Source organism: Staphylococcus sp. HMSC062H10 (genome assembly GCF_001836945.1).
Taxonomy (GTDB): Bacteria; Bacillota; Bacilli; order Staphylococcales; family Staphylococcaceae; genus Staphylococcus; species Staphylococcus aureus.
On sequence record NZ_KV830980.1, the window covers coordinates 1 to 13,750 of the forward strand.

At 32.6% G+C, this 13,750-nt stretch carries 12 protein-coding genes; 9 read left to right on the forward strand and 3 right to left on the reverse strand.

Annotated features, from left to right (window positions below):
* The first annotated feature begins 386 nt into the window (after positions 1–386).
* Positions 387–704 carry a DUF5011 domain-containing protein gene (locus tag HMPREF2658_RS07545; RefSeq protein WP_001037831.1) on the forward strand — a complete coding sequence of 106 codons (318 nt, stop codon included), beginning with the start codon at positions 387–389 and terminating at the stop codon, positions 702–704.
* Positions 705–851: 147 nt separating this feature from the next.
* Here the strand turns inward: HMPREF2658_RS07545 and HMPREF2658_RS07550 are convergent, their stop codons facing one another.
* Positions 852–971, reverse strand: a complete 120-nt coding sequence (locus tag HMPREF2658_RS07550) for a hypothetical protein (RefSeq protein ID WP_031785462.1) — start codon at positions 969–971, stop codon at positions 852–854.
* A 304-nt stretch (positions 972–1,275) separates the two neighbouring features.
* On the opposite strand from HMPREF2658_RS07550, the gene qoxA reads away from it, so the two are divergent.
* From qoxA to qoxD, 4 genes are read left to right on the forward strand one after another with little or no spacing between them, the layout of a single operon-like run.
* Entirely contained in the window at positions 1,276–2,376 is a 1,101-nt protein-coding gene (gene qoxA / locus HMPREF2658_RS07555; protein WP_000032836.1) for a cytochrome aa3 quinol oxidase subunit II, read from the forward strand.
* Positions 2,376–4,364 (forward strand): cytochrome aa3 quinol oxidase subunit I, encoded by a 1,989-nt coding sequence (gene qoxB / locus HMPREF2658_RS07560; protein ID WP_070854304.1) that lies wholly within the window; start codon positions 2,376–2,378, stop codon positions 4,362–4,364. The genes qoxA and qoxB overlap by 1 nt, the downstream gene beginning before the upstream one ends.
* Positions 4,354–4,959: a cytochrome aa3 quinol oxidase subunit III gene (gene qoxC, locus HMPREF2658_RS07565; protein ID WP_000017738.1), complete on the forward strand. Its 606-nt coding sequence runs from the start codon at positions 4,354–4,356 to the stop codon at positions 4,957–4,959. The genes qoxB and qoxC overlap by 11 nt, the downstream gene beginning before the upstream one ends.
* A gap of 8 nt (positions 4,960–4,967) precedes the next feature.
* Entirely contained in the window at positions 4,968–5,246 is a 279-nt protein-coding gene (gene qoxD / locus HMPREF2658_RS07570) for a cytochrome aa3 quinol oxidase subunit IV (protein ID WP_001794576.1), read from the forward strand.
* 342 nt (positions 5,247–5,588) lie between these two features.
* Here qoxD and fmtA read toward each other — a convergent pair whose 3' ends face one another.
* A complete protein-coding gene (gene fmtA, locus HMPREF2658_RS07575; protein WP_000671252.1) occupies positions 5,589–6,782 on the reverse strand; it encodes a teichoic acid D-Ala esterase FmtA in 1,194 nt (397 codons plus the stop codon).
* A gap of 440 nt (positions 6,783–7,222) precedes the next feature.
* On the opposite strand from fmtA, the gene HMPREF2658_RS07580 reads away from it, so the two are divergent.
* The 4 genes from HMPREF2658_RS07580 (at position 7,223) to atl (ending at position 13,549) form a co-directional block, all read left to right on the forward strand.
* Complete coding sequence (locus HMPREF2658_RS07580) at positions 7,223–8,449, forward strand: polyisoprenyl-teichoic acid--peptidoglycan teichoic acid transferase (protein WP_001031977.1); 1,227 nt, start codon at positions 7,223–7,225, stop codon at positions 8,447–8,449.
* A 47-nt stretch (positions 8,450–8,496) separates the two neighbouring features.
* Positions 8,497–8,967 (forward strand): osmotic stress response protein, encoded by a 471-nt coding sequence (locus HMPREF2658_RS07585; protein WP_000088434.1) that lies wholly within the window; start codon positions 8,497–8,499, stop codon positions 8,965–8,967.
* Positions 8,968–9,122: 155 nt separating this feature from the next.
* Positions 9,123–9,557: a GNAT family N-acetyltransferase gene (locus HMPREF2658_RS07590; protein ID WP_000491979.1), complete on the forward strand. Its 435-nt coding sequence runs from the start codon at positions 9,123–9,125 to the stop codon at positions 9,555–9,557.
* Positions 9,558–9,784: 227 nt separating this feature from the next.
* Complete coding sequence (gene atl / locus HMPREF2658_RS07595) at positions 9,785–13,549, forward strand: bifunctional autolysin (protein ID WP_001074512.1); 3,765 nt, start codon at positions 9,785–9,787, stop codon at positions 13,547–13,549.
* 70 nt (positions 13,550–13,619) lie between these two features.
* Here atl and HMPREF2658_RS07600 read toward each other — a convergent pair whose 3' ends face one another.
* Positions 13,620–13,730: a hypothetical protein gene (locus HMPREF2658_RS07600; RefSeq protein ID WP_001788579.1), complete on the reverse strand. Its 111-nt coding sequence runs from the start codon at positions 13,728–13,730 to the stop codon at positions 13,620–13,622.
* Between the last annotated feature and the right edge of the window lie 20 nt (positions 13,731–13,750).

Here is a 13,750-nt window from a genome sequence, read left to right on the forward strand (position 1 = left end):
AATTGGATTCCCAATTTCTACAGACAATGCAAGTCGGCGAGGCCCCAACACAGAAGCTGTGACTAATGATAAAATACTACTACATAATAAATCATTAGTGGTTCTTTATCATTATTGCCTCCCTTTTCTTATTGTTATGATGCACAACAATTTAAGTTCAAACTGTCGAATAAAGTTATATTTGATTTCAAATTATCCTTGAATTATTAATTTTACAATTGTGGCAGATTTTCAAAATAATAATTATTTCCTCATTATTTATAAATTTATATTTAAATTTCATTCTTTATAGGGTAAGATTAGGACTATAGTATGATGTGTAAATAATATAAATTAAGGTATAGTAAAGCTAACTCAGAAATGACTTATCATTCGGAGGTTACATTATGAATAAACTATTACAGTCATTATCAGCCCTCGGTGTTTCTGCTACACTAGTAACACCAAATTTAAATGCAGATGCAACGACGAATACTACACCACAAATTAAAGGCGCTAATGATATCGTTATTAAGAAAGGTCAAGATTATAACCTTCTAAACGGCATAAGTGCATTTGATAAAGAAGATGGAGATTTAACCGATAAAATTAAAGTCGATGGCCAAATTGATACATCTAAATCTGGTAAATATCAAATTAAATATCATGTCACTGATTCAGATGGTGCAATTAAAATTTCCACTAGGTATATTGAGGTTAAATAGCCCTCATCACTATACTGCAAATAAAATGGTAGCAAACGTACATGTTTTGCTACCATTTTATTTGTTATTCCAACTTCATCTGCAACTTTAACCCAAATATTGTATTTTTTCTGTATACCAAAGGACTACCTATCAAATTATTAAAACTTAACTGCTCTTTTTAAAAGAATGTTTTGATTTTGAACAAACAAATTTCCACTTTTCATTGTTTAACGATAAATTACTTTTGGCAAATTCCTTATTAAAATGTTTGCGCTTCCTTTCAATGAACTAGCCATCACTTTCAATTTATTAGACAATTTCAAACTTTTTTTATTTTCATTCAATTAGCCTTTAATTGAAAGCTATTCTCAACTTCCCTTTTAAATATGAAGCAATTTTTTCAAAAACACTATTAGTCACAAAATGTACACATAATTTTAACAAATGTGTGAACCCACGTCACACCTTGATTTATCAACATTTTTGATACAATTTTATTAATTTTTTTCCCATAAGCCCTTGTAAATATTGTGTAATAACTTAAAATTAATGTTAAGCCCTACATTTGTAGTATTAGGAGGTCAAAAAAGTGTCAAAATTTAAGTCTTTGCTTCTATTATTTGGCACACTAATTTTACTTAGTGGTTGTTCAAATATAGAAATTTTCAACGCAAAAGGGCCAGTAGCAAGTAGTCAGAAGTTCTTGATTCTTTATTCAATCGTCTTCATGCTTGTTATTTGTTTCGTTGTACTTGGCATGTTCGCCATTTTTATTTACAAGTATAGTTATAATAAGAATGCCGAATCTGGTAAGATGCACCATAATGCCATCATTGAAACAATATGGTTTGTAATACCTATCATAATCGTTGCTGCTTTAGCTATTCCTACAGTTAAAACTTTATACGATTACGAAAAACCACCGAAGAGTGAGAAAGATCCAATGGTTGTATATGCAGTAAGTGCAGGATACAAATGGTTCTTTGCTTATCCAGATGAACATATAGAGACTGTTAATACATTAACAATCCCTAAAGATCGTCCTGTTGTATTTAAGCTTCAAGCTATGGATACAATGACAAGTTTCTGGATTCCACAATTAGGTGGTCAAAAATATGCCATGACTGGCATGACAATGAATTGGACGTTAGAAGCATCTCAAACTGGTACGTTCAGAGGTCGTAACTCTAACTTCAATGGTGAAGGATTCTCACGTCAAACATTTAAAGTAAATGCCGTTAGTCAAAAAGACTACGACAAATGGGTGAAAGAAGTTAAAGGTAAGAAAACGTTAGATCAAGATACATTTGATAAACAATTATTACCAAGCACACCTAATAAAGCTTTAGAATTTAATGGTACACATATGGCGTTTGTTGATCCAGCAGCCGATCCAGAATACATCTTCTATGCATATAAACGTTTCAATTTCGAATTGAAAGATCCAAACTTCACTAGTGAAGAAAATATGTTTAAAGATGTATCAGACAAACCATTAATACCTGCTCGTAAAGCTCAAATTACAAATGCGAACTATAAACGACATGGTATGAAATTGATGATTCTTGGAAATGACGAACCATATAACAATGAGTTCAAGAAAGATGAATCGAAAAATGCGAAAGAAATGAAGAAAATTTCAAAAGATGCGCAAGATCAAGACAATGATGATCATGGAGGTGGACATTAATGAATTTTCCATGGGATCAATTACTAGTTAAAGGTAACTGGATGATTACAATGGCACAAATTGGTGCCCCATTCTTAGTTATTGGTTTAATCGCAGTAATTACTTACTTTAAATTATGGAAATATCTTTACAAAGAATGGTTCACATCTGTAGACCATAAGAAAATCGGTATTATGTATTTAATCTGTGCCGTATTAATGTTCGTCCGTGGTGGTATTGATGCGTTACTTATTCGTGCGCAATTAACAGTACCTGATAACAAATTTTTAGAATCTAACCACTATAACGAAATTTTTAGTACACATGGTGTAATCATGATTATCTTCATGGCAATGCCATTTATCTTTGGTTTATGGAATATCGTTGTTCCATTACAAATTGGAGCACGTGATGTTGCATTCCCAGTATTAAACAACGTAAGTTTCTGGCTATTCTTTGTAGGTATGATTTTATTCAACCTGTCATTTATTATTGGTGGTTCACCAGCAGCTGGTTGGACAAACTATGCGCCACTAGCAGGTGAATTCAGTCCTGGTCCGGGTGTTAACTATTACTTAATAGCTATACAAATTTCAGGGCTTGGTACCTTAGCTACAGGTATCAACTTCTTTGTTACAATTTTAAGATGTAAAACACCAACTATGAAGTTTATGCAAATGCCAATGTTTACAGTAACAACATTTATTACTACATTAATTGTTATTCTTGCTTTCCCTCCTTTAACAGTAGCGTTAGCATTAATGACAACTGATAGAATATTTGACACAGCATTCTTCACAGTTGCACATGGTGGTATGCCAATGCTTTGGGCTAACTTCTTCTGGGTATGGGGGCACCCTGAAGTTTATATCGTTATCCTTCCAGCATTTGGTATTTACTCAGAAATTATTCCGACATTCGCTCGTAAGCGTTTATTCGGACATCAAAGTATGGTATGGGCAACTGCCGGTATCGCGTTCCTTAGTTTCTTAGTTTGGGTTCACCATTTCTTCACAATGGGTAATGGTGCGTTAATCAACTCATTCTTCTCAATTTCAACAATGCTGATTGGTATTCCAACTGGTGTGAAATTGTTTAACTGGTTATTAACATTATATAAAGGACGTATTACATTTGAGTCACCAATGTTATTCTCATTAGCATTTATCCCTAACTTCCTTTTAGGTGGTGTTACGGGTGTAATGTTAGCAATGGCATCTGCTGACTATCAATATCACAATACGTACTTCTTAGTAGCTCACTTCCACTATACATTGGTTACTGGTGTTGTATTTGCCTGCTTAGCTGGTTTAATCTTCTGGTATCCAAAGATGATGGGTTACAAATTAAACGAAACATTAAACAAATGGTGCTTCTGGTTCTTCATGATCGGATTTAACGTTTGTTTCTTACCACAATTCATACTTGGATTAGATGGTATGCCACGTCGTTTATACACTTATATGCCATCAGATGGTTGGTTCTTATTAAACTTAATTTCAACTATCGGTGCATTATTAATGGCAATCGGATTCTTATTCCTTGTTGTTAGTATCGTATACAGTCACTTCAAATCTCCACGTGAAGCAACTGGAGATAACTGGGATGGCCTTGGTCGTACTTTAGAGTGGACTACTGCATCAGCAATTCCACCTAAATACAACTTTGCCATTACACCAGATTGGAATGACTACGACACATTTGTTGATATGAAAGAACATGGTCGTCATTACTTAGACAACCATAATTACAAAGACATTCATATGCCAAACAATACTCCTGTTGGATTCTGGATTGGTATCTTTATGACTATCGGCGGTTTCTTCTTAATTTTCGAAACTGTAATTCCAGCATTAATTTGTTTATTCGGTATTTTTGGTACTATGATTTATAGCAGTTTCCAAATCGATCACGGATATCATATCCCTGCTGCTGAAGTTGCTGAAACTGAAGCTAGATTAAGAGAAGCGCGTATTAAAGAAAGGGAGGCTGTAAGTCATGAGTCATGATACAAACACTATTGATTCACGCACACATGAAGGCGAATTAAATAAGCTTGGCTTTTGGATTTTCATTACAGCCGAATTTGCGTTATTCGGTACCCTATTTGCGACACTATTAACTTTGCAACATGGTGGCGATTATGCAGGAAAAATGACTACTGAGTTATTTGAATTGCCTCTTGTTTTAATAATGACGTTTGCATTATTATTCAGTTCTTACACATGTGGTATTGCTATTTACTACATGCGCCAAGAAAAACAAAAGTTAATGATGTTTTGGATGATCATTACGTTACTTTTAGGTTTAGTCTTTGTAGGATTCGAAATTTATGAATTCGCACACTATGCATCAGAAGGCGTTAACCCAACAATTGGTTCTTACTGGTCTAGTTTCTTCATCCTATTAGGAACACATGGTTGTCACGTAACTTTAGGTATCGTTTGGGCCATTTGTTTATTAATCCAAATCCAACGACGCGGATTAGACAAATATAATGCGCCAAAATTATTTATAGTAAGTTTATACTGGCACTTCTTAGATGTTGTTTGGGTTTTCATCTTTACTGCCGTATATATGATAGGGATGGTGTATAGCGGATGAGTACAATTATGAAACATACTGTAGGATTTATCGCATCTATCGTATTAACGCTTTTAGCAGTTTACGTAACACTATACACGTCATTAACATTCCACGCGAAGTTGACAATTATCTTTGGCTTTGCATTCATCCAAGCTGGACTTCAATTATTAATGTTCATGCATTTAACTGAAGGTAAAGATGGACGTTTACAAACATTCAAAGTTATCTTTGCTCTTGTAATCACACTTTGTTTCGTTGTCGGAACATATTGGGTTATGCAAGGCGGTCACTCTTCACACTTATAAACAACATTTTAATAATGTAAAGTTTAACCAGCTAACACTTTTGTTAGCTGGTTTTTATTATCCTTCAATTTTCAAATGGTTAAGTCCCCTTCTATATCTTATAGGACGATCAATATTATCAATTCAATTAATACATTCTTATACAATCATTTATGCACATTTTTATATTGACATTTACATCAATTGTTTATATCTTTTTAACTTAACGCAAATTTATCACCCTACTACTTCAACCTTATACTTTAAACTTTTTACCACTATAAAAAAGAAGATATAACTTGTATACTGGTCAGATAAGGTCGATGCCTTAATGCCATGTACATGTTATATCTTCTATATTAATTATTGAATGACAACACCCTTCGTATTGTAAGGTTTATTTTGTTTTAAAATATCATTATATATATGTTTGATTCGAACTTCGTTATTCCCTTTAACATTTAATGCAAGTACTACTATATATTTATCATTGTAGTAAACTGTAAATACTTGTCCGAAGAATCCACCATTTAAACGATTTAATGTTGGTTTAACATAAAAACCATATCGATACTCATCAGGATACTGTTTCGTACCAAACTCATGTAATAATGGGTTGGTTATTTTAGGACTGAATAACTTATATTGTTGAATTTGAGTAATTAATTTACCCATATCTGTTGGTGTCATATATATATTACCTGCACCATAATATTGTTCTAAAACATTAGGCTTCAAGAAAGAAAGTCCTGTACTATTATAAGAATAACCTTTTGCTAAATATTTTCTAAATGATTTTTCATCATAAAATGCTGAATGCTGAAGTTTTAATGGATCCCCTATTTTTGTATAGTAATTTTCGGCATATGATTTGCCGGTAACTTCTTCGATAACTTTAGCTAGCACTAAATAATTCCCATCATTATACATATGCTTTTTGTATTTCTTAGGATCAATGCCACGCTTTTGAATTGCTCTCACTGCTTGATCTAAGTTCTTATAGTCTTTTGAAGATTTATATTTATATAATCCACTTTGATGCAGCATCAAGTCTTTTAAAGGAATGGGCTTAGATGTTTTAAACCATGGAATATATTTGCTTACTGGATCATTAATATTAATTTTATGTTCTTCTTCTAACTGTTTTAACAGTAATCCTGTTGAAAATTTTTGAGCTGAACCAATTAGAAACATCGTATTTGGTGTATTTTTAATTCCTTTTTCAAAATCTTGATAACCATAGCCCTTACTCATTTTCAATTTGCCATTTTCATATATCGCTACAGAACCATTAAATAATGAATTTTGTAAATACCGGTCAATCTTCTTATACTTTGGATCTTTACTATTGTATACTTCCTTTAATTTCGATGGTTCACCTTTGCCTTTATTACGATCAATCAAATATTTCGCATTATCCGATAATTTTGTTTCCTTATGTATAGGTTCTATAGAGTTCGTTTTCGTTTGTAATCGATGAAAAACTAATCCTATAGAGATAATGATGAATAAAAGCACGCATGCATGTATAACCAATTTCACTTTATTAAATTTCATTCGCTAATAGCCTCTCATTGTATTCAAATTAAATAATTAAAACAATAACCTTAACTTCGTTATAATATCACTTACAATTTTATCTGTCACCCACTTATGCGTTATACTACTTAGTAATATTTTCGTCATATAAGTTCTTATTACAAAAAATTTAATTATACCTTATCACATTGTATAAATCACTCAAATTTATATTACCCCTTTAATTTTTTTAAGACATCATACAAAAGTCGCATTATATTTTTAAAAATGCTTTTTGATTTTGACAAAACATTCAAATTACAAGGAACTTTGACATAACATTTGTATTTTTTACTATAAAGTACTACAATTTAAGGCTATAATGTATTAGTAATGAAGTTGTATAAATATCGTTCAACTAATTATATTTTAAAATTATGATTATGATTTAACAAAAATTTAATATAGGAGCATCAATCATGAATAAATTTTTAAAATACTTTTTGATCCTTCTAGCATTGGTTCTTATTGTTGTTCCAATTGTCTTCGCTACGTTACTTTTTAAAACGTCTCAAGATGCATTTGAATCTTCTCAAGATAGTAAAAATGCTAATCGTCAATCAAATTTACGAGACAATAAAGTCAATCCTGAAGAACAACCTATCTCTATCCTTTTCTTAGGTATCGATGATAATGATGGAAGAAGAAAAAAAGGCCAAGATGCTGAACACTCTAGATCAGATGCTATGATTTTAACTACTTTTAATCAATCTAAACACCAAATTCGAATGCTTAGTATTCCTCGTGATACAATCAGCTACATTCCTAAAGTCGGCTATTACGATAAGATTACCCATGCACATGCATATGGTGGTCCAATTGCAGCAATGGACTCTGTTGAAGCAACGATGAATGTTCCCGTTGATTACTATGTACGCGTTAATATGAAGGCATTTGTAGAAGCTGTAAATGAACTTGGTGGTATATACTATGATGTACCATATGATTTAAATGAGCCAAATACAGATGATACTGGTAAGATTAAAATTAAAAAAGGGTACCAAAAATTAAATGGGGATGAAGCTCTTGCAGTTGCTAGAACTAGACATCATGACTCAGACTTGAAACGTGGTCAACGACAAATGGAATTAATTAAGATTTTATTCCAAAAAGCACAGGAAGTTGATTCTATTGATAAACTTGATAACGTGATTCAAATTGTAGGTAAAAATGCAAAGCATAATTTAACTAACTCTGAAATTAAAGCTTTAGCAAAAATGTACTTAACAAATGATGTTGAAATTAAAACTGCGCAATTAAAAGGTAAAGATGATATGTTAAATGGTATTTACTATTATCATCCAAGTGTAGAAAGCATTCAAAAATATGCAAACTTACTTCGTAAAGACTTAGAATTATCACCTATTAATGATAAAAATGATTTCTTAGATCAACGTGTCATTAATCATTATGGTTCTCTCATACCTTTAACACCTTTAGATAGTAGTTTATTAAGAAAAGAACAAAACGATACCACTGATAAAGATAAATCTTCGAATAATACTGATGACAGTAATAATAGTAATAACAACAATAGCGTCAATAATCAACAACAACCTGCTACAGATCAAAACTTAAATCAAAATCAAGGTGGCACTCAACAAACGCCACAAGCTTCAAATAACCAAAATGGTGTTGTAAACTAATATTATATGACGATTAACATTTACTATTTATGAAAGGAGCATCATACATGAGTAGAAAAACATACGAAAAGATTGCAAATATAAATGGGATGTTTAATATGTTAGAACAACAAATTATTCATAGCCAAGATATGGCTCATTTTAGAAGTGAATTTTTTTACGTTAATCATGAGCATCGTGAAAACTATGAAGCACTCCTAATTTATTACAAAAATAGTATCGACAATCCTATTGTAGATGGTGCATGTTATATTTTAGCCCTACCTGAAATTTTCAATAGTGTTGATGTTTTCAAATCAGAACTTCCATTTTCATGGGTATATGATGAAAATGGCATTACTGAAACGATGAAATCACTTAGTATTCCATTACAATATTTAGTCGCAGCAGCTTTAGAAGTAACTGATGTGAACATCTTTAAACCTTCTGGGTTTACAATGGGAATGAATAATTGGAATATTGCTCAAATGCGAATCTTTTGGCAATATACAGCAATTATTAGAAAAGAAGCATTATAAAAAATACACTCTATCTAGCTATAAAGATGATTCCTGTGAATCATCTTTATAGCTTTTTTATATCTAATTATTTTTGTGGAAAATAGCAATCGTTATTCTATGTTATTATTAGTAAATTAAATGTAAATGATTTTGTTAGGATATGGAGGAATTTTATGTTTTCAAAAGTAAACAATCAAGAGATGTTAGAAGATTGCTTCTATATAAGAAAGAAAGTGTTTGTAGAAGAACAAGGCGTCCCAGAGGAAAGTGAAATTGATGAATATGAATCTGAATCTATTCACCTCATTGGATATGATAATGAACAGCCAGTTGCCACAGCTCGTATACGCCCTATCAATGAAACAACTGTCAAAATAGAACGAGTGGCTGTGATAAAATCACATCGCGGACAAGGCATAGGTAGAATGCTTATGCAAGCTGTAGAATCATTAGCTAAAGATGAAGGTTTTTACGTAGCTACTATGAATGCCCAATGTCATGCAATCCCATTCTATGAAAGTTTAAATTTTAAAATGAGAGGTAATATATTTCTTGAGGAAGGCATCGAGCATATTGAAATGACAAAAAAGTTGACCTCGCTTAATTAAAAAAAGTTGTATCTATTTTAGAAACATTTGTAATAAACCAATTCTTAAATTGACATCAATTCTATTTGATTTATCACGTCACCATTGAGATTCAAAATTTTTTTCATTTTTTTACAGTGAAAATATAAATTAAGAGTATATTACAAATTGGTTAAATACGCACAGGTGTATAAAACAGGTACTATAATGAGATTAATAATTAATAAATGTTAGGAGTAATAAATAGAATGGCGAAAAAATTTAATTACAAACTACCATCAATGGTTGCATTAACGCTTGTAGGTTCAGCAGTCACTGCACATCAAGTTCAAGCAGCTGAGACGACACAAGATCAAACTACTAATAAAAACGTTTTAGATAGTAATAAAGTTAAAGCAACTACTGAACAAGCAAAAGCTGAGGTAAAAAATCCAACGCAAAACATTTCTGGCACTCAAGTATATCAAGACCCTGCTATTGTCCAACCAAAAGCAGCGAATAAAACAGGCAATGCTCAAGCAAATCAAAAGGTTGATACTACACAAGTAAATGGTGACACTCGTGTGACTCAATCAACTACATCAAATAATGCGAAACCTGTTACAAAGTCAACAAACACTACAGCACCTAAAACGAACAATAATGTTACAAGTGCTGGATATAGTTTAGTTGATGATGAAGATGATAATTCAGAAAATCAAATTAATCCAGAATTAATTAAATCAGCTGCTAAACCTGCTGCTCTTGAAACGCAATATAAAGCCGCAGCACCAAATGCAACACCTGTTGCACCTAAAGCTAAAACTGAAGCTACACCAAAAGTAACTACTTTTAGTGCTTCAGCACAACCAAGATCAGCCGCTGCAGCACCAAAAACGAGTTTGCCAAAATATAAACCACAAGTAAACTCTTCAATTAACGATTACATTCGTAAAAATAATTTAAAAGCACCTAAGATTGAAGAAGATTATACATCTTACTTCCCTAAATACGCATACCGTAACGGTGTTGGGCGTCCTGAAGGTATCGTAGTTCATGATACAGCTAATGATCGTTCGACGATAAATGGTGAAATTAGTTATATGAAAAACAACTATCAAAACGCATTCGTTCATGCATTTGTTGATGGGGATCGTATAATCGAAACAGCACCAACCGATTACTTATCTTGGGGTGTCGGTGCAGTCGGTAACCCTAGATTCATCAATGTTGAAATCGTTCATACACACGATTATGCTTCATTTGCACGTTCAATGAATAACTATGCTGACTATGCAGCTACACAATTGCAATATTATGGTTTAAAACCTGATAGTGCTGAATATGATGGAAAAGGTACAGTATGGACTCACTACGCTGTAAGTAAATATTTAGGTGGTACGGACCATGCCGATCCACATGGATATTTAAGAAGTCATAATTATAGTTATGATCAACTATATGACTTAATTAATGAAAAATATTTAATTAAAATGGGGAAAGTTGCGCCTTGGGGCACACAATCTACAACTACCCCTACTACACCATCAAAACCATCAACACCGTCGACACCATCAACTGGTAAATTAACTGTTGCTGCTAATAATGGTGTTGCTCAAATTAAACCGACAAATAGTGGCTTATATACTACTGTTTACGACAAAACTGGTAAAGCAACTAATGAAGTTCAAAAAACATTTGCTGTATCTAAAACAGCTACATTAGGTAATCAAAAATTCTATCTTGTACAAGATTACAATTCTGGTAATAAATTTGGTTGGGTTAAAGAAGGCGATGTGGTTTACAACACAGCTAAATCACCTGTAAATGTAAATCAATCCTATTCAATCAAACCTGGTACGAAACTTTATACAGTACCTTGGGGTACATCTAAACAAGTTGCTGGCAGCGTGTCTGGCTCTGGAAACCAAACATTTAAGGCTTCAAAGCAACAACAAATTGATAAATCTATTTATTTATATGGCTCTGTGAATGGTAAATCTGGTTGGGTAAGTAAAGCATATTTAGTTGATACTGCTAAACCTACGCCTGCACCAACACCTAAGCCATCAACGCCGACAACAAATAATAAATTAACAGTCTCAGCATTAAATGGCGTTGCTCAAATTAATGCTAAAAACAATGGCTTATTCACTACAGTTTATGACAAAACTGGTAAGCCAACAAAAGAAGTTCAAAAAACATTTGCAGTAACAAAAGAAGCAAGTCTAGGTGGCAACAAATTCTACTTAGTTAAAGATTACAATAGTCCAACATTAATTGGTTGGGTTAAACAAGGTGATGTTATTTATAACAATGCAAAATCACCTGTAAATGTAATGCAAACATATACAGTAAAACCAGGCACTAAATTATATTCAGTACCTTGGGGTACTTATAAACAAGAAGCTGGTGCGGTATCTGGTACAGGTAACCAAACTTTTAAAGCGACTAAGCAACAACAAATTGATAAATCTATCTATTTATATGGAACTGTAAATGGTAAATCTGGTTGGATAAGTAAAGCATATTTAGCTGTACCTGCTGCACCTAAAAAAGCTGTAGCACAACCAAAAACTGCTGTAAAAGCTTATGCTGTTACTAAACCACAAACGACTCAAACAGTTAGCAAAATTGCTCAAGTTAAACCAAACAACACTGGTATTCGTGCTTCTGTTTATGAAAAAACAGCGAAAAGCGGTGCGAAATATGCGGATCGTACATTCTATGTAACAAAAGAACGTGCACATGGTAATGAAACATACGTATTATTAAATAATACAAGTCATAATATTCCATTAGGTTGGTTCAATGTTAAAGACTTAAATGTTCAAAACTTAGGCAAAGAAGTTAAAACAACTCAAAAATATACTGTTAATAAATCAAATAACGGCTTATCAATGGTTCCTTGGGGTACTAAAAACCAAGTCATTTTAACAGGCAATAACATTGCTCAAGGTACATTTAATGCAGCGAAACAAGTATCTGTAGGCAAAGATGTTTATTTATACGGTACTATTAATAACCGCACTGGTTGGGTAAATGCAAAAGATTTAACTGCACCAACTGCTGTTAAACCAACTACATCAGCTGCCAAAGATTATAACTACACTTATGTAATTAAAAATGGTAATGGTTATTACTATGTAACACCAAATTCTGATACAGCTAAATACTCATTAAAAGCATTTAATGAACAACCATTCTCAGTTGTTAAAGAACAAGTCATTAATGGACAAACTTGGTACTATGGTAAATTATCTAACGGTAAATTAGCATGGATTAAATCAACTGATTTAGCTAAAGAATTAATTAAGTATAATCAAACAGGTATGACATTAAACCAAGTTGCTCAAATACAAGCTGGTTTACAATATAAACCACAAGTACAACGTGTACCAGGTAAGTGGACAGATGCTAACTTTAATGATGTTAAGCATGCAATGGATACGAAACGTTTAGCTCAAGATCCAGCATTAAAATATCAATTCTTACGCTTAGACCAACCACAAAATATTTCTATTGATAAAATTAATCAATTCTTAAAAGGTAAAGGTGTATTAGAAAACCAAGGTGCTGCATTTAACAAAGCTGCTCAAATGTATGGCATTAATGAAGTTTATCTTATCTCACATGCCCTATTAGAAACAGGTAACGGTACTTCTCAATTAGCAAAAGGTGCAGATGTAGTGAACAACAAAGTTGTAACTAACTCAAACACGAAATACCATAACGTATTTGGTATTGCTGCATATGATAACGATCCTTTACGTGAAGGTATTAAATATGCTAAACAAGCTGGTTGGGACACAGTATCAAAAGCAATCGTTGGTGGTGCTAAATTCATCGGCAACTCATATGTTAAAGCTGGTCAAAATACACTTTACAAAATGAGATGGAATCCTGCACATCCAGGAACACACCAATATGCTACAGATGTAGATTGGGCTAACATCAATGCTAAAATCATCAAAGGCTACTATGATAAAATTGGCGAAGTCGGCAAATACTTCGACATCCCACAATATAAATAAGCAACATGAACATAGGATCAAAAGTCATCCCCCCACTATCAATCATGGGGGATGACCTTTGATCCCTTTTTTATACATACACAAGCAAAAATAGCGGTGATTGTTTACCATCAATTTTAACAATCACCGCTACTTTTGCTTGTAATTCATGATTCAATTTTTGTTGTGTGCACAATGACACTAAATTATGTGTTTGCTATT